The organism is Pantoea sp. GM_Pan_3, from assembly GCF_026541045.1.
In the GTDB taxonomy this organism is placed as follows: Bacteria; Pseudomonadota; Gammaproteobacteria; order Enterobacterales; family Enterobacteriaceae; genus Pantoea; species Pantoea anthophila.
Window position 1 is genome coordinate 1,169,845 of sequence record NZ_JALNVA010000001.1, and the last position, 16,505, is coordinate 1,186,349.

A 16,505-nucleotide genomic window follows, 5' to 3' on the forward strand; every position below is an offset into this window, starting at 1 on the left:
GCCCGCCAGCGCAGGCGCGGCAGCGGTTAATTACGACTTGTAGTTGAAGTCCTGAACGCCTTTGGCATTCTCCGGGGTGATCAGAATGCCGCGGAACATCACCCGCTGTTTTTCCGGCTTCACGCCCTTCTGAATGAAGTTGTCGAGATCGGTCACTCCTTCGGCGGCAATCGCCTGCGCCTGCAGCATGACGGTAGCTTTCAGCGTACCGGCTTTCACCGCGTCGCGTTCGTCGTTGCTGCCGTCAATCCCGACCACAATCACGTCGTCACGCCCCGCCGCTTTCAGTGCCGCAATCGCCCCCAGCGCCACCGGACCGTTGCCACAGATGACCCCTTTTACATCCGGGTGCGCCTGCAGGATGCTGTCCATGATGCGCTTGCCGTCGATCAGCGTGCCTTTGGCATCCTGACGCGCCACGCTCTGCATGTCGGGATATTGATCCAGCACCTGATGGAACGATTTCGAGCGTGTCACGCAGTTGTTATCCGCCAGGTTGCAGGCGAGTTCGGCGTACTTACCCTTTTCACCCATCTTTTCCACGAAGACGTTGGCCACGTCTGAGCCGGCCTGAAAGTTGTTGTGGGTGATCTGGGCCAGCGCCACGTCATCCACCGGAATTTCCCGGTTGATCAGCACCACCGGGATCCCGGCATCTTTGGCTTTTTTAATGGCCGCCACGCTGGCAGTGGAGTCAGCGTTATCGAGCACGATACCCTGCACTTTTTTACCAATTGCGGCGTCGATCAGCTCGCTCTGCTTCTTCACATCCTCACCATGCGACAGCACGGTGGTTTTGTAGCCCAGCTCCTGCGCTTTGAGATTGGCCCCTTTGGCCTCTGACGCGTAATAGGGATTATCGAGTGAATTAACCAGGATCATAATGGTGCCTTTTTCGGCGGCAAACGCCGCCTGCGAAACCAGACAGGCAGCCACGGCACTACACAGCAGGGTACGGTTTTTCATGATGTTCTCGCTTATCGTTATGTCAGGGTGTTCATTCCCGGGTGTCAGCGTGGCGTTACCAGATGGTGAAGCCCCCATCGATCATCAGGTCCGCGCCGGTAATCATGTCGCTGCCGTTGCTGGCGAAAAAGAGCACGGCGGCGGCGATCTCGTCGGTGTAGGCAAAGCGTCCCAGCGGGATCAGCTTTTTCATCTGCTCGCCCTTCTCGCCGCGCCACGCTTTTTCGCCCATTGGCGTCAGCACCACGGTGGGCGACAGGGTGTTTACGTTGATACGATGCGGGGCAAACTCTTTCGCCATGACTTTGGTCATGCCGAGCAGGCCCGCTTTGGCTGAGGTGTAGGCGACATGGTTGTCGATAGCGATCGAGGCAGCCTGTGAGGCGATATTGATAATTTTGCCGCCCGCACCCGCCCGGATCATCTGTCGTGCAGCCGCCTGTGAGCAGAGAAAAGGCCCGGTAAGGTTGACGGCGATCTGCTTCTGCCACTCGGCAAAGTCGGTCTCCACCACCGGTTGCAGCATCACGTAGCCTGCGCAGTTCACCAGAATGTCGATGCGGCCATAGTGGGCAACCACCGTCTCAAAGGCGGCGTCGACAGAGGCGGGGTCGGTAACGTCACAGCAGACAAACCGGACCCGGTCGGCGGCAAAGTCCTTCTGCAGGCTGGCAACCTTCTCCGCTTCAAACGGCGGATAGAGCAGTGCCAGACGCGCCCCCTTCTCCAGCAGCATGCCGTTGGTGGCCATCGCAATCCCGCCCAGCCCGCCGGTCACGACGGCCACTTTGTCACCCAGATTCAGGGCGGTATCCACGCCGTAGCGCAGGTTTACGTCATATTCACCACTCATCCCACTCTTCCCCTCAGATTTTTGCTGATGCCGTTGGCTTACTCATTTTCGAACAAAAATATATGCTATCGAAAAGAAATGATATGTGGAGCAGATCAAATTTCGACCATCTCACAGCACGCGCCGCTTATCTGATTGAAAAGGCGTGATCTGGCTTGCAGTTGTGAAATAAAGCCTGACAGGCGCGTTCCGGAAAGCGTGCGAGATTCAACAACCTGTCTGCTTTTTATTTTCATTCGAAAATCAATGACGCGCCGGGCCATCTCGCATTCATAAAAAGGGCGCGTTAAACTCAGCCACAAAGAGCCTGTTTGCCCGACCCGTCAGGTCACTGGAAAAGGGAGCATTTCGATTGAAAAGCAAAAGTGAGCAGTTCGCTGACATGCAGCAACGCCGCGAGAAAATTCTGGAGATGATCCGTGAGGATGGCACCGTCACGGTTAAAGCCCTGACGGAGACCTTTGGGCTGACGGAGGCCACCCTGCGCAGCGACCTGCGTATGCTGCAAAAACAGGGGCTTGTACAGCGCTATCACGGCGGCGCGACCCTGATGACCGGTAAACAGAACAGCGGTGCAATGCTGCTGGAGCGGCAGACACACCTGGAAGAGAAAGAGGCGATTGGCCGACTGGCGGCGCAGCACATCGAAAATGGCGATACGGTGATTTTCGATTCCGGCACCACCACCACGGCCATCACTGATGCCCTCAGCCATATCCGCCGTCTCTCCGTGGTAACGACCGCGGTGAATATCGCCCTGAAGCTGGGTGGCGAGCCGGGGATCAACATCCTGCTCACCGGGGGCACCTTTAAATTTCCGACGCTCTCCACCTCTGGCGAAAAAGCGGCCAGTTTCTTTGAGAACGTGCTGGCGGAGAAACTCTTTCTGGCCACCGCCTGCATCTCGCCGCGTCTCGGCCTGAGCTTTCCGAGTGAAACCGACATCAAGGTAAAACTGGCGATGATCAAATCGGCCAGCACGGTTTACGTGGTCGCCGATTCGAGCAAAATCGACAAAGTATCGATGTTTGCGCTGCCCTGCGACTGGAGCCACATTCACTATCTGATTACCGACAGCGGCATCAGCCCCGCTCAGGTCAGCGCGTTCGAAGCGCTGGGCGTGAAAGTGCTGGTGGCCCCTCTGCCCATGAAGCGGGCGATGTAACGAATTAGCACGCAATGAAAGAGACGACTTTTGAGCGAAAGAAAGCGCGGGCGTTAGCCCTGCTGGCCGAAACAAAAATGTGGCGCAGCCACTATGCACCTCCTTTGTATCGCCTGTTGTGGAAGATGAAGATTCCTCTTCCTCCACCAACTTTCTGTCCTTTCTGGTTTAATTTTCTGTTTTTCGGTGGGATGGCCATGCTATTCGTGCCAGCTGTTCTTATCTTCCCTGCACTACCTGACCTTAATGTATATCGCGTTTTATTGATCCCTGATCTGGCCGCTGGCGTTCTTTTTGGTCTGCCTCTAGCGCTGTTTCATGCATGGCGCAAAAGGGTCTTCAGGCTGCCCGCGTGGAAATCGTTATAAAGCATCACAGATGCCTACAGCCAGCGCCCGCACATCGTCCGGCCGGTGTCGTTAAACCCCGCACCGTCGTCAGCCGGGCAGGTAAGGCCTGCCTGAAGAGCAAAGTGTGCGAGCCAGGGAGGGCGAGCCCAATCCGCAGGGAGGCGGGAATCCTTTGCGATCAGGCAGGCCTTTCCTGCACGACGCACCGCTCTCACAGCCTGCCCCTGCTGCACGACGCACCACCCTCACAGCCCGCTCCAGCCTGCTCCTGCAAATCTGCCCGGTAAAACCGCACGACGTCCCCCACCATCAGCAGCGACGGCGACACCGGCTGCGCCTGCGCCACCGTCTCCGCCAGCCCGCCCAGATTAGTGATCAGCACCCGCTGATCCGGCCGGGTCCCCTTTTCAATAATCGCCACCGGCGTCTCCCTGTCGCGCCCGTGCGCCTGAAGCTGCGCACTGATCGAGGCACTCCAGCTCAGCCCCATATAGAACACCAGCGTCTCATTCACCGCCGCCAGCGCAGCCGCATCCAGCTGCGGCTCGCCCAGCCGCCCATGCCCGGTAATCAACCGCAACGACTGAGCGCAATCCCGGTGCGTTAGCGGGATGCCGCTGGCCGCCGCACAGCCCACCGCCGCCGTAATCCCCGGCACCACCTCACAACGGATCCCGGCCTGCTGCAGGCTCACCATCTCCTCGCCACCGCGACCAAAAATAAAGGGATCGCCGCCTTTCAGCCGGATCACGTTGCGCCCACTGCGCGCCAGATCCACCAGCAGCTGATTGATCTGCGCCTGCTTCAGACCATGCGCGCCCGGCTGCTTGCCCACGTCAATCGACAACGCGCTCTCCGGCACCTCCGCCATCACCGCGTCGCTCACCAGCCGGTCATACACCACCACCTCCGCACGCTGCAGCAACCGCAATGCCTTCACCGTCAGCAGATCCACATCACCCGGCCCGGCACCGACCAGCCAGACCCTGCCCGCCTGCCCGCCCGCACCGGCCGGAGCCAGTAACTTATCCAGAGAATCAATTGCCCGCGTCATCATTCCTCCACCACCACGTCAGACAACAACAGCTGCTTCAGCTCCGGAATACAGGAGCCGCACTGTGTGCCGCACTTCAGCGTTTCGCCCAGCGCCTGAGTCGACCGGCACCCCTGCGCCATCGCCTGTAAAATCGCCTGCTCACCCACCGCCATACAGCTGCAGATTATCCGGCCCGTCGCCCTGCCCTCTGCGGCCCGGCCGGCCAGCACGCTGTGCCGCCCGGCCGCATCCTGCGGGGCAGTCAGGAAGGCCGCTGCGACAAACGCACTCTCCAGCGCCGGCTGCACAGTGCCAGCGTAAAACGCCAGCTGCAACGCGCCGTCGCGCCAGGCCAGCAGCCGGTAATCACTGCCGCTGCCGGTGGCGACCTGCACCTCACAACCGGTCAGATCCGCATGATCGGCCAGCCACGCCTGCGGCGAACCCTCGCCCGCCACCGCAAACCGCTGTACCGCCGGGTAGGGCACGCGCGCCCAGTAACGCAACCCGGCGGGCGGTGTCATCCCGCGCTGCCACAGCCAGCCCTGCCACTTCACCGCCAGCGGCAGGATGCGCACGGGCGTCTGCTTCAGCGCAGGCTGCCCGGAAAAAGGACAGGCCCGGGCGGCAACCAGCATGTCGACGTGCCCCTGCTGACTGAACTGCCGGTTCCAGTGCATCGGCACAAACAGCTCGCCACGCCGCATCCCGGCATCCGCACGCACCCGCACGCTGATCCAGCCCTGCTGCGACTGCACCCGCGCCAGCCCGCCCGGCGTCACACCATACTGCACGGCATCCGCCGGATGCAGTGCCGCAAACGGCTCATCACAATGCTGCATCAGGCGCGGCACCAGCCCGGTCCGGGTCATGGTGTGCCACTGGTCGCGCACCCGACCGCTGTTCATCAGCAGCGGATAAGCCGCGTCACGCGGCACAGCCCGCGGCGTTGCCGGCACCCGTAACTGCGCTTTACCGTCCGGATGATAAAAGCGCCGATCGCTGAACAGCCGGGCGCAGCCTTGGGGGTGGTCAGCGTTTACCGGCCACTGCACCGGACGCAGCGCGTCGTACTCCGCCTGACTCAGCTGCGCCAGCCCGCTGATATCGAATGCCCGCTGCCCCCCGTTCTCAAAACCGGACAGCGCAGCATGTTCGCGGAAGATCTCCGACGGATGCTGCCAGTTAAACCCCTCACTGAACCCTAACCGCTGCGCCACCTGAGCCAGCAGCCACCAGTCTGGCCGGGTATCACCCGGTGCGCTGACGAAAGCGCGCTGACGTGAAATCCGCCGCTCTGAGTTGGTTACGGTGCCACTCTTCTCGCCCCAGCCCTGGGCAGGCAGCAGGATATCGGCAAAGGCGCTGGTGTCAGTCTGCGCCATCACATCGGACACAATCACCAGCGGACAGGCCGCCAGCGCCTGCGCCACCCGGTTGCCCTCAGGCATCGACACCGCCGGGTTGGTCCCCATTATCCACACCGCTTTCACGCTGCCCTCCCCGATCGCCCTGAACAGCTCCAGCGCGGTCAGCCCCGGCTGGCGGGCTATCACCGGACTGCGCCAGAAACGCTGCACCCGGTCGCAATCTTCTGCGGTAAACGTCATGTGCGCCGCCAGCTGGTTCGCCAGCCCGCCCACCTCGCGGCCGCCCATGGCATTTGGCTGTCCGGTCAGCGAAAAGGGACCGCAGCCCGGGCGGCCTATTTTGCCGCTCAGCAGATGCAGATTGAGGATGGCCTGATTGTTGTCGCTGCCGGTGACGGACTGATTAATCCCCATACACCAGAGCGTCAGCACCCGATCGTGCTCACTGAACAGACGGAAAAAGTGCGTCACCTGCTGCACGGTTAAATCGCACGCCACCGCCACCCGAACCACATCCCACGCCGCCGCCGCGGCCAGCGTCTCTGAGACGCCGTTGAGGTGCGGCAACATGCTGGCATCCAGGCCCTTCGTCTGTGCCAGCCAGTGAAGCAGGCCGGAAAACAGCACCGCATCGCTGCCGGGACGCAGCGGCAGGTGCAGATCAGCCTGATCGCCGCTCGCAGTCCGGCGCGGGTCCAGCACCACGATGCGCATCGCCGGACGCTGCTGCTTCGCCTGCATCAGCCGCTGCCAGACAACCGGGTGCGCCCAGGCGGCGTTAGAGCCGACCAGCAGCACCAGATCGGCCTGCTCAAGATCCTCATAACAGCAGGGCACTGCGTCCGCGCCCAGCGCCCGCTTATATCCCACCACGGCGGACGCCATACAGAGCCGCGAATTGGTGTCGATGTTGGCGGCGCCGATGTAGCCCTTCATCAGTTTATTGGCGACGTAGTAATCCTCGGTCAGCAGCTGACCGGAGCCGTAAAACGCTACCGCCTCCGGCCCATAGCGATCGATCACCGCGCGCAGCCCCGCCGCCGCCGCATCCAGCGCGGATGTCAGGCTGACCGGCTGGCCGTCGACCCTGGCCGTCAGCAACCGGCCTTCCGGGGTCAGCGTCTCGCCCAGCGCCGCGCCCTTGACGCATAATCGGCCCAGACTGGCAGGATGGTGCGGGTCGCCGGTGACAACGGCCTGCTGTGACCCCTGCGGCGTGACGCTGACGCCACAGCCCACGCCACAATAGGGACAGGTGCTGTTCATGATGCCTGCGCCAGCGGGTTAAGCGGACGGTTTGCCAGCCAGATCTGCCCCGCTTCCAGCTTCACCGGCCAGCAGCGCAGCTGATGCTGCGGGTTATCCAGGCTCTGTCCGTCACGCAGCCGCACCCGCTGTTTATAGAGCGGGGAGATCACCACCGGCTCGCCGCCCACATCGCCCAGAATCCCGCGCGACAGCACGCTGGCATCGCTGCCGGGCTCGCGATCCTCCAGCGCATAGAGCGTCTCGCCAAAGCGGAACAGGGCCACCCGTTCGCTGCCGAGGCGCGCACCGATCCCCGCCTGAGGCGGAATCGCCTCCAGCGTACAGATGGCACTCCACGGCTCGGCGGGCAGCTGTAACAGCGGCCGCGCGGCCACCGCTTCAGGCTGACGCTGACCGCGAACCCGGCTGTAGTGCAGCGTCTCATCCGGCTGCGCGCTGTTGAGGGTTGGGGTGAACAGCGCCAGGCGCGACGGGTCCGCCAGCGTGGTCTGCCACTCGCACTGGTAAGCGTCGACCACCTGCTGCATCTCCGCCTCCAGCGTCGCGCCCAGCCCGAGGCTATCCTCGATGATCACCTGCCGCAGATAGTCCAGACCGCCCTCCAGATTGTCCATCCAGACGCTGGTACGCTGCAGACGATCGGCAGTGCGGATGTAGAACATCAGCAGGCGATCCACATAGCGCAGCAGCGTGGCATCATCGAGATCGCTGGCGAAGAGGTCGGCGTGACGCGGCTTCATACCGCCATTGCCGCAGACGTAGAGGTTCCAGCCCTTGTCGGTAGCGATCACCCCGATATCCTTGCTCTGCGCCTCGGCGCATTCGCGGGTGCAGCCGGAGACCGCCATCTTGATCTTGTGCGGCGCGCGCAGTCCCTTGTAGCGGTTCTCCAGGGTGATAGCGAAGGCGGTCGAGTCCTGCACGCCATAGCGGCACCAGGTCGATCCCACGCAGGACTTCACGGTGCGCAGCGACTTGCCATAGGCGTGACCGGTTTCAAACCCGGCGTCGAGCAGCGTCTGCCAGATGTCGGGCAGCTGGTCGAGCCGCGCGCCAAACAGGTCGATACGCTGGCCGCCGGTGATTTTGGTGTAGAGATCGTAGCGCGCCGCCACCTCACCAATGGCAATCAGCCCCTGCGGCGTGATTTCGCCCCCCGGCACGCGCGGCACGACGGAGTAGGTGCCATCTTTCTGGATGTTGGCGAAGTAGCGATCGTTGGTGTCCTGCAACGGCAGATGCGCCGGTCTGAGCAGGTAGTCGTTCCAGCAGGAAGCGAGCAGCGACGCCACCAGCGGTTTGCACACTTCGCAGCCCTGGCCTTTGCCGTGAGACGCCAGCAGCGCCTCGAAGGTTCTGAACTCCCCCGCCCGCACCAGGTGATACAGCTCCTGACGCGAATAGCTGAAATGGTCACAGACATCCTTCTTCACCTCGACGCCGAGGTTTTCCAGTTCATACTCCATGACCTGCTTCACCAGCGCCGCGCAGCCGCCGCAGCCGGTGGCGGCTCGGGTGCAGCTTTTGATACTGCTCATCTCCCCGCATCCGGCCTGAACCGCCGCACAGATATCGCCCTTGCTGACGTTGTGGCAGGAGCAGACCTGCGCACTGTCGGGCAGCGCCGCGACGCCGGGCGCTTTCGGCGCACCGGCCAGCGCAGGCAGGATCAGGCTTTCCGGGGTTGCGGGCAGCGGCAATGCATTGAGCATCATCTGCAGCAGCGAGGTGTACTCACTGCTGTCGCCCACCAGCACGCCCCCCAGCAGCCGGGTGTTATCCGCGGAGACCACGATCTTTTTGTAGATGCCTTTAGGGCCATCACTCCAGTAATAGTGCTGGCTGCCCGGCGTGCGCCCGTGCGCGTCGCCGAACGACGCCACCTCCACCCCCAGCAGCTTCAGTTTTGTGCTCATGTCGGCACCGCTGAAGGCCGCAGGCTCTCCAGCCAGATGTCCGGCAAGCACCCGTGCCATCTGGTAACCGGGGGCGACCAGCCCGAAAATCTGCCCGTTCCACAAGGCGCATTCGCCAATGGCAAAGATCGCCGCATCGCTGGTCTGGCAGCAGTCGTTAATTTCAATGCCGCCGCGGGGGCCGAGCGTCAGGCCCGCCTCCCGCGCCAGCTCATCCCGCGGCCGGATACCGGCGGAGAAGAGCACCAGATCGGTGGGCAGCGCGCTGCCGTCGGCAAACCGCAGCACCACGCTGCCGTCCGGCTGCGGCTCAATGATGTCGGTCTGCTTCGAGGTGTGAACCGTGACGCCCAGCGCATCGATCTTCTGGCGCAGCATCAGCGCCCCGCCCTCATCCAGCTGCACCGCCATCAGCCGTGGCGCGAACTCCACCACGTGGGTTTCCAGCCCGAGCTGCTTCAGGGCGTTGGCCGCCTCCAGACCGAGCAGGCCGCCGCCGATCACCACACCGCGCTGACTGTGGCGGGCGCAGGCTGCGATCGCATCCAGATCGTCCAGGGTGCGGTAGACAAAGCAGCGGTCGCCATCGTGGCCCGGCACCGGCGGCACAAACGCGCGTGAACCGGTTGCCAGCACCAGCCTGTCCCACGCCAGCTCATTGCCCGCGCTGTCGCGCAGGCTGCGCTGCGCCCGATCGATTGCCACCACCTGACAGCCGCTGCGCAGTTCAATCCCCTGCAGGGCAAAAAAGTCTGCGCTGACCAGCGACAGCGCATCCGCCGCTTTGCCGCTGAAGTAGTCGGAGAGATGAACCCGATCGTAGGCTGGCTGCAACTCCTCGCCGTACACCACGATGTGGTAGTGCTGATGCAGCTGGCGGGCAACGAGTTGCTCAAGAAAGTAGTGACTGACCATACCGTGACCGACCACGGCTAATACGGGTTTACTCATCTCAGGACTCTCTGCAGCCTGCGGCTGCGGTTCAGGTTGATCGGGGTCGAACAGGGCGTTAAGCGTGACCGCCTCGCCCCGCTGCAGACGCGCCAGCAGTGCCGGGCCCTGCCGGGTGTCGCCAGAGAGCAGCACCCCGCGCAGGCGGCCCTGGCGAAGAAACAGACGGCGATAGTCGCCGGAAAGCGGATCGAAACTGTGGAGGGATTCCCCCTCACTGATATCCCCGGCGCTGAACAGCGAGATGCCGCTGACTTTGAGCCGGGTCGCCAGCGGCTGACTGACGAAATCGGGCTGCGGCGATCCCGCCAGCTGCGCGGCCAGAATCTCAGCCTGCGCCAGGCAGGGGGCCACCAGCCCCAGGGTTTCCCCCTTGTGTTCACAACACTCGCCCACGGCATACACCCCGCTGACCGCGCTACGCAGCTGGCCATCGACCAGAATGCCGCGCTGACAGGGCAGCCCCGCCGCCCTGGCCAGCGTCACCTCCGGCTCAACGCCGATGGCGATCACCACCTGACGGGCGGCGCAGCGCTGGCCATCCGTCAGCGTCACATCTGCTTTGCCGATGGCCGCAATGCCGCTGTTCAGCAGACAGCGGATACCGCGCTGCTCCAGAGCCGCCTGTAACAGCCCGCCCGCCTGTGCATCCAGCTGGCGATCCAGCAGCCAGGGTTTGTGATGAACCAGCGTCACCGCCCGTCCCCGGGCGCGCAACGCCGCCGCGGCTTCAATCCCGAGATAGCCGCCACCCAGCACCACGATCGGCCCCTCACCCGCCAGCAGCTGCCGGACATCTGCAATGCTACGAAACGTCACGACGTTATCGCCCTCAATGCCGGGGATCGCCGGACGGCGCGGCCGAGACCCGGTGGCAAACACCAGCCGATCCCAGCCGAGCTGGCGCTGACAGGTCTGCAGCGTGCGGGCCGCCAGATCGATCTGCAGCACGGTTTCACCGCTCAGCAGCGTGACGCCGTGCCGCTGATACCAGTCAGGGTCATGGATCAGGGTTTCATCGAACACCATTTCCCCGGCCAGCACCGGCGAGAGCAGCACGCGGTTGTAGTTGCCGTGCGGCTCGCGGCCAATGACCGTGATAGCAAAGCGCTGTGGCGCACGCTGCACCAGCCGCTCCACCATCTGCATCCCCGCCATGCCATTGCCTATCACCAGCAACCGTTGCCTCATGGTCTGCTCCCTATGCCGCCGTGGTCTGTTTTTCATAGAGGAAATGCAGCACCTTCTGGCGCAGCTGGTGATAGCGCGGCTCATCGGCCAGCGCCACCCTGGCGCGGGGACGCGGCAAATCGACGGTGAGGATCTCGCCAATCTGCGCGGCAGGGCCATTGGTCATCATCAGCACCCGATCGGAGAGCAGCACCGCCTCATCGACGTCATGGGTAATCAGCACGATGCTGGTGTTCAGCTCCTGCTGAATGCGCATCACGCTGTCCTGCAGGTGTGCGCGGGTTAAGGCATCCAGCGCGCCAAACGGCTCATCCAGCAGCAGCACGCGTGGCTTCATCGCCAGCGCCCGTGCAATGCCGACGCGCTGCTTCATGCCGCCGGAGATTTCGCCTGGCCGCTTGTGCATGGCGTGGCTCATCTGCACCCGATTCAGGTTGTGCTCGATCCAGTCGTGCATCTCCGCGCGGGTGAGACGTCCTTTAAACACCTGCTGCACCGCCAGCTCGACGTTCTGAAAGGCCGTCAGCCACGGCAGCAGCGAATGGTTCTGAAACACCACGGCGCGCTCCGGGCCGGGACCGGTAATCTCACGGTTGTCACAGAGCAGCACGCCGCTGCTGGGGCGGGTCAACCCGGCGATCAGGTTGAGCAGCGTCGATTTGCCGCAGCCGGAGTGACCGATCAGGCTCAGGGTTTCGCCTTCGTGGAGATCAAAACTGACGTTGTCGAGGGCCAGGAACTCGCCGCTGGCGGTGTTAAAACGCTGGCTTACCTGCTGAACGCGAATAATGTGTTTCATGCTCTTCCCCTTATTTTTCCCAGCTGAAGCGACGCACCAGCAGCATCAGCCCCTGCTCCAGCAGCAGGCCGACCACGCCGATAATCAGAATGGCGATCAGGATGTTGGCCACGTTGAGGTTGTTCCACTCGTTCCAGATCCAGAAGCCGATGCCCAGTCCGCCGGTCAGCATTTCGGCGGCGACGATCACCAGCCAGGCGATGCCGATAGAGAGGCGCACCCCGGTAAGGACAGCGGGCAGCACGGCGGGCAGCAGAATACGGCGCATCACCGTCCATTCAGAGAGCTGTAACACCCGCGCCACGTTGAGGTAATCCTGCGGAATGCGCTGCACGCCTTCGGCGGTGTTGATAATCATCGGCCAGATGGAACAGATGAAAATGGTCCAGCTGGCCGCCGGCTCGGCGCGCTGAAACAGCAGCAGGCCAATCGGCAGCCAGGCCAGTGGACTCACCGGGCGCAGCAGGGCGATGACCGGATTGCCCATCCGGGCGAGAAAGGTGAACCGCCCGAGCAGAAAGCCAGCCGGAATGCCCACCAGCGCGGCGAGGCCAAAGCCGATGGCGACGCGCTGCAGCGAGGCCAGTACGTTCCAGCCGATGCCCTGGTCGTTGGGGCCGTTGCTGTAGAACGGATCGGCAAACAGGGTCTGCGCGGCCTGCCAGGTCACGTAAGGCGACGGAAACGCCGGTTCCGCCAGCGCGGCGAGCTGCCACACCAGCAGGAGCAGCAGCAGGCCGCCCGCCGCCGGAATGGTGCGCTGCAGCAGAGGCCGCAGACGCGCCGGACGGGGCGCGATTTTTGGGGTGACCTGTAACGGGATCACGGTGGCACGGCTCGGGGGGTTCACCGGCTGCGCCACGGCGCGCGCGTCAGTTTTCATAACGACCTCTCTTAACGTTTGATAGCGAAACTGGCGGCGTAGGCGGCAGGGTCACTGCCATCCCAGACTTTGCCGTCGATCAGGGTGCTGCTGCGCATCTCACTGGCGGGCACGGCAACCTGCCCCACCGCGCTGGCCGCCTCTTTATAGATATCGAGGCGGTTGATCTGGCGGGCCACCGCGAGGTAATCGGGATCGTGGGTGAGCAGGCCCCAGCGTTTCATCTGGGTCAGGAACCACATGCCGTCGGAGAGCCACGGAAAACTGACGTTGCCGTTGTCGAAAAAGCGCATCGGATGGGCGTCCTGCCACGTCTGGCCCAGACCGTTCTCATACTGGCCCAGCATCCGCCCCTGCAGCGTGTCGACGCGGGTGTTGATCCAGGCGCGTCCGGCCAGCACCTGTGCGGTTTCGCGGCGGTTATCGTCTGAGGCGTCGATCCAGCGCGCGGCGTCCAGCACGGCGGCGGTCAGCGCACGGGCGGTGTTGGGGTTCTCTTTCACCCACTGCGCGCGGGTGCCGAGTACTTTCTCCGGATGCTCTGGCCAGATCTGCTGGCTGGTGGCGGCGGTAAAGCCGATGCTGTCGCTGATGGCACGCTGGTTCCACGGCTCACCGACGCAGAAGCCGCTCATGTTGCCGATCTTCATGTTCATCACCATCTGCGGCGGCGGCACAACCACGGTGCGGATATCCTCAAACGGATTAATTCCGGCACTGGCCAGCCAGTAGTAGAGCCACATCGCGTGGGTGCTGGTGGGAAAGGTGTGGGCGAAGGTCAGACTGCCTTTGGGGCGGCTGTCGACCGCCTTTTTCAGGCTCGCCAGATCGGTCACGCCCTGGCCCTTCAGCTGGTTCGACAGGGTAATGGCCTGGCCGTTATGGTTGAGCGTCATCAGGTTGGCCATGTCGTGCTGTGGCCCCGCCACGCCGAGCTGCAGCGCGTAGATCATGCCGTAAAGCACGTGCGCCGCATCCAGTTCACCGGAGGTCAGCTTGTCACGCACCGCCGCCCAGCTCGCCTCTTTGCTGACCTGCAGCGTCAGGCCATACTTTTTGTCGAAGCCTTTCACCGACGCCATCACCACCGGTGCACAGTCGGTCAGCGGAATAAACCCGACCCGCACCTGCGCTTTTTCCGGCGCGTCCGACCCGGCCGCCCAGACCGCATTGCGTAATCCCGGAATGATCCAGGCTGCGCCCAGCGCCGCGCCGGAAAGCAGTGCCTGACGTCGTGTCAGTGAAAATGACGGTTTGCTCATCATGTTGCCCCTGAACAGAAATAAAAAAAGGCGTCCTCCGACAGACCGAAGCCTGCGGATGGACGCCTTTATCCAAAGCACTGATCCCACCGCCATTGGCGGGCGCAATGCATACTCTCTGTAAGGTTAAAGCAAAGGGTGTGCCAGTTTTTTCAACGCCGTCAATGGCGGTTCACCGGCCTCCCTCTGCTGAAAATCTGACCGTTTTTGCACGTTTGTGACGCAGGTTGCGCACGGCGGTTGTGCAGCTACCTCTTCCGGGTTAGCTGCGCAGCGTCGCGGCGACCGCCAGCACCGCCTGCGCGATCTCCACGATCCGCCTGTTCTGATTCATGGCACTTTTGCGCAGCGCCTGCCACGCGGCCTCTTCGCTGAAACCCTGCTGCTGCATCAGCCAGTGTTTGGCCTGATCGACCACCCGCCGCTCGTCGAGGGAGGCACGCATCGATGCCAGCTCATCCGCCTGCTGCTGCAGACGCTGCGACTGCTCGCTAATCAGCGACAGCACCGAGCGCCCGAGCTGGGGTGCCAGTCCGTCACTGTCGAGCGCCGCCGCGCCGGGCAGCCAGTCAGCGCCGGAAACATAGAGCGCAAAGGTGCTCTCCCCCTGGACAACCTGCCCTGTCGCCTGCTGCTGCGCCTGGTCGATGGCCGCGCGACAGCGCTGCATCAGCGTGGCCGTCAGGGCATCCTCCAGCGTTTTCATCTGATCCAGCCGCTCTGAGAGCAGAGAAAACCAGTGCAGTGCACCGTTCTCCTCACAGGGGCCACCGGTGCAGGCGATACGCCGCAGACGTTCGATGTCCCGGCTGGCCTGGGCCAGCGGCTGCCAGCGTTCACAGGCGGTGCTGTCGGCAAACTGCCGGAAAGTGGTAAAACTCTGCTCCTGCGCCGCAATCAGCGCCACCATCTGGCTGCGCTGCCCGTCGGTAAACTGTCGCGCCGCAAAACCGGCAGAACCGATAGCCCGCTCCTGCCCGGCCAGCTCTTTGCCCTGCATAAAACTGAACAGGGCGATCAGCGCGCGGGAGATGTCGGGATGGCTGGCGGTGTCAGCCGCCTCAAACACCAGATTCAGTAAGGTGCGGATCACCTGATTAAAGGCGGCCATCGCGGCGGCCTGCTCACGTTCACGCTGGCTGATCTGCTGACGCAGCGCGGGTAACCCCTCCAGCGCCTGCAGGGCGGTGGCAATCAGGTTGCAGAAGCGGCTGAAGCCAGGCTGGGCCACGGCGGGCGGAAGGGCCTGATAAAAGTGCTGCAGCGCCTCACTCACCGCCTGCTGACGGGCGCCTCGCTCTGCGCAGAACAGCGCACCGTCCGAACAGAGCCAGAGGTTAGTGGCGCCGCGTTCCCGCTGCAGCCGATGAACCAGTTCGCTGACGGCGGCCATCAGCTCGCCGGTCTGAAGCAGCCGCTGCAGGCTGGCGATATCGCTCTCACGTGAAGCCTGCAGCCAGGCCAGGGCGTCAGCCATTTTTCATCTCTCCGCGCCGTAAAATCCTTCTGAAGCAAAAGGCGTGCCGCTTTCCGAAAAAAAGCGGCATAAACCGCCCCGGAAATTCTGATTTTGAAAAGATTCTTTTCCTGCGCCGGGAAAATTTTCCGGCAACAAAAGGTTAGTGATACTTAATAGTTTCCCATCGAACCCATTGCGTGTCAGAATGGGAAGCCACGTTATCAATCAGTTTGTCTGTGCGATCATTCAGTTCGCTTTAACTATCACTTTATTCGCGGCTTTTTTCAGGGCGTATCACGCCCCGGAACCGCCCGCTATCACGCATCGGCAGCAGGCGCAATGGTTTGAAATCTCAAAAGTCTTAGGTAGACTAAACGCGTTACTATCCCGATGTAATCTGACCGTTTTTTAACAAACAGACTTTCAGCACGATGCGGCGCCTGAATCAGCGTTTTCTGCATCGGGCCTGGCAATATGCAGATACTTTGATGAGATCACGAGGAACATGGTGAAAAAGAGTCTTGCGTTAACGCTGCTGGCGGTACTTACCCTGGCAGGCTGTAAGGCCCCGCCGCCGCCCGTCACTGACGATACGCTGGTCACCAGCGAAATTAACGGCGTCAAACTGGTCCATCGACACGCTGTCGCGGCACCCACTGCCTTTGAGCCGGTCCATCAGACCTGGCGTGCGCTTTATGGCGCCTCCGTGATGACCTCACCCGACTACGGCGGCAAGGTGGTTCGCTATCTCGAAACGGGTAAACCGTTTGAAGTATTAGGCAATGTAGAACACAGCTGGCTGGCGATTGCTGACCAGGCTGATGGCCCGTTAATCGGTTACGTCCCACTGAAAGCGGGCGTGGAGAGCAGTCGTTACGACGCCACCGTGCAGAGCGATCGCCCCCGTCCCCGCAAAGCGAAACAGGTCTGTGTGGCCGTCGGCGGCGCCAGCAAAGCCTGCCGCACTAACGATACCGCGACCTGGATCTTAGACTGACTATGAAATCCGGCGCATATTGCCCGCAGCACCGTCCC

General features: G+C 62.7%; 12 protein-coding genes. 3 read left to right on the forward strand and 9 right to left on the reverse strand.

Going from position 1 to position 16,505, the window contains the following annotated elements; translation table 11 throughout:
* Positions 1 to 30 precede the first annotated feature (30 nt).
* Both OXR04_RS05570 and OXR04_RS05575 read right to left on the reverse strand, forming a co-directional pair.
* Positions 31 to 966: a D-ribose ABC transporter substrate-binding protein gene (locus OXR04_RS05570; RefSeq protein ID WP_046101702.1), complete on the reverse strand. Its 936-nt coding sequence runs from the start codon at positions 964 to 966 to the stop codon at positions 31 to 33.
* Between the two features lie 55 nt (positions 967 to 1,021).
* Complete coding sequence (locus tag OXR04_RS05575; RefSeq protein WP_009090586.1) at positions 1,022 to 1,819, reverse strand: GolD/DthD family dehydrogenase; 798 nt, start codon at positions 1,817 to 1,819, stop codon at positions 1,022 to 1,024.
* Between the two features lie 352 nt (positions 1,820 to 2,171).
* Here OXR04_RS05575 and OXR04_RS05580 point away from each other — a divergent pair, with 352 nt between their 5' ends.
* The gene (locus tag OXR04_RS05580; RefSeq protein ID WP_267369414.1) at positions 2,172 to 2,984 is read left to right on the forward strand and encodes a DeoR/GlpR family DNA-binding transcription regulator; all 813 of its coding nucleotides are present in this window, start codon (positions 2,172 to 2,174) and stop codon (positions 2,982 to 2,984) included.
* Positions 2,985 to 2,998: 14 nt separating this feature from the next.
* On the forward strand, positions 2,999 to 3,352 hold the full coding sequence (locus OXR04_RS05585; protein ID WP_267369415.1) for a DUF6404 family protein: 354 nt from the start codon (positions 2,999 to 3,001) through the stop codon (positions 3,350 to 3,352).
* Positions 3,353 to 3,545: 193 nt separating this feature from the next.
* Here the strand turns inward: OXR04_RS05585 and cobA are convergent, their stop codons facing one another.
* The 7 genes from cobA to OXR04_RS05620 all read right to left on the reverse strand — a co-directional run bounded on the left by cobA (position 3,546) and on the right by OXR04_RS05620 (position 15,488).
* Complete coding sequence (gene cobA, locus OXR04_RS05590) at positions 3,546 to 4,388, reverse strand: uroporphyrinogen-III C-methyltransferase (protein WP_267369576.1); 843 nt, start codon at positions 4,386 to 4,388, stop codon at positions 3,546 to 3,548.
* Positions 4,388 to 7,006, reverse strand: a complete 2,619-nt coding sequence (locus OXR04_RS05595) for a nitrate reductase (RefSeq protein ID WP_267369416.1) — start codon at positions 7,004 to 7,006, stop codon at positions 4,388 to 4,390. The genes cobA and OXR04_RS05595 overlap by 1 nt, the downstream gene beginning before the upstream one ends.
* Positions 7,003 to 11,067, reverse strand: a complete 4,065-nt coding sequence (gene nirB, locus OXR04_RS05600; RefSeq protein ID WP_267369417.1) for a nitrite reductase large subunit NirB — start codon at positions 11,065 to 11,067, stop codon at positions 7,003 to 7,005. The genes OXR04_RS05595 and nirB overlap by 4 nt, the downstream gene beginning before the upstream one ends.
* 10 nt (positions 11,068 to 11,077) lie before the next feature.
* Positions 11,078 to 11,866, reverse strand: coding sequence for an ABC transporter ATP-binding protein (locus OXR04_RS05605; protein WP_111208531.1), 789 nt, complete (start codon positions 11,864 to 11,866; stop codon positions 11,078 to 11,080).
* Positions 11,867 to 11,876: 10 nt separating this feature from the next.
* The gene (ntrB, locus tag OXR04_RS05610) at positions 11,877 to 12,749 is read right to left on the reverse strand and encodes a nitrate ABC transporter permease (RefSeq protein WP_009090596.1); all 873 of its coding nucleotides are present in this window, start codon (positions 12,747 to 12,749) and stop codon (positions 11,877 to 11,879) included.
* A gap of 11 nt (positions 12,750 to 12,760) precedes the next feature.
* Positions 12,761 to 14,011: a CmpA/NrtA family ABC transporter substrate-binding protein gene (locus OXR04_RS05615; RefSeq protein ID WP_140028682.1), complete on the reverse strand. Its 1,251-nt coding sequence runs from the start codon at positions 14,009 to 14,011 to the stop codon at positions 12,761 to 12,763.
* Positions 14,012 to 14,273: 262 nt separating this feature from the next.
* Positions 14,274 to 15,488, reverse strand: coding sequence for a nitrate regulatory protein (locus OXR04_RS05620; protein WP_267369418.1), 1,215 nt, complete (start codon positions 15,486 to 15,488; stop codon positions 14,274 to 14,276).
* A gap of 487 nt (positions 15,489 to 15,975) precedes the next feature.
* On the opposite strand from OXR04_RS05620, the gene OXR04_RS05625 reads away from it, so the two are divergent.
* Positions 15,976 to 16,467 (forward strand): SH3 domain-containing protein, encoded by a 492-nt coding sequence (locus OXR04_RS05625; RefSeq protein ID WP_267369419.1) that lies wholly within the window; start codon positions 15,976 to 15,978, stop codon positions 16,465 to 16,467.
* The last annotated feature ends 38 nt before the right edge of the window (positions 16,468 to 16,505 follow it).

What these genes read in the sequence shown, in the direction of transcription:
- OXR04_RS05595 (WP_267369416.1), bottom strand. Translation starts at nt 7,006, where the DNA reads ATGAACAGCACCTGTCCCTATTGTGGCGTGGGCTGTGGCGTCAGCGTC.
- OXR04_RS05615 (WP_140028682.1), bottom strand. Translation starts at nt 14,011, where the DNA reads ATGAGCAAACCGTCATTTTCACTGACACGACGTCAGGCACTGCTTTCC.
- OXR04_RS05570 (WP_046101702.1), bottom strand. Translation starts at nt 966, where the DNA reads ATGAAAAACCGTACCCTGCTGTGTAGTGCCGTGGCTGCCTGTCTGGTT.
- OXR04_RS05625 (WP_267369419.1), top strand. Translation starts at nt 15,976, where the DNA reads ATGGTGAAAAAGAGTCTTGCGTTAACGCTGCTGGCGGTACTTACCCTG.
- OXR04_RS05605 (WP_111208531.1), bottom strand. Translation starts at nt 11,866, where the DNA reads ATGAAACACATTATTCGCGTTCAGCAGGTAAGCCAGCGTTTTAACACC.
- nirB (WP_267369417.1), bottom strand. Translation starts at nt 11,067, where the DNA reads ATGAGGCAACGGTTGCTGGTGATAGGCAATGGCATGGCGGGGATGCAG.
- cobA (WP_267369576.1), bottom strand. Translation starts at nt 4,388, where the DNA reads ATGACGCGGGCAATTGATTCTCTGGATAAGTTACTGGCTCCGGCCGGT.
- OXR04_RS05575 (WP_009090586.1), bottom strand. Translation starts at nt 1,819, where the DNA reads ATGAGTGGTGAATATGACGTAAACCTGCGCTACGGCGTGGATACCGCC.
- OXR04_RS05585 (WP_267369415.1), top strand. Translation starts at nt 2,999, where the DNA reads ATGAAAGAGACGACTTTTGAGCGAAAGAAAGCGCGGGCGTTAGCCCTG.
- ntrB (WP_009090596.1), bottom strand. Translation starts at nt 12,749, where the DNA reads ATGAAAACTGACGCGCGCGCCGTGGCGCAGCCGGTGAACCCCCCGAGC.
- OXR04_RS05620 (WP_267369418.1), bottom strand. Translation starts at nt 15,488, where the DNA reads ATGGCTGACGCCCTGGCCTGGCTGCAGGCTTCACGTGAGAGCGATATC.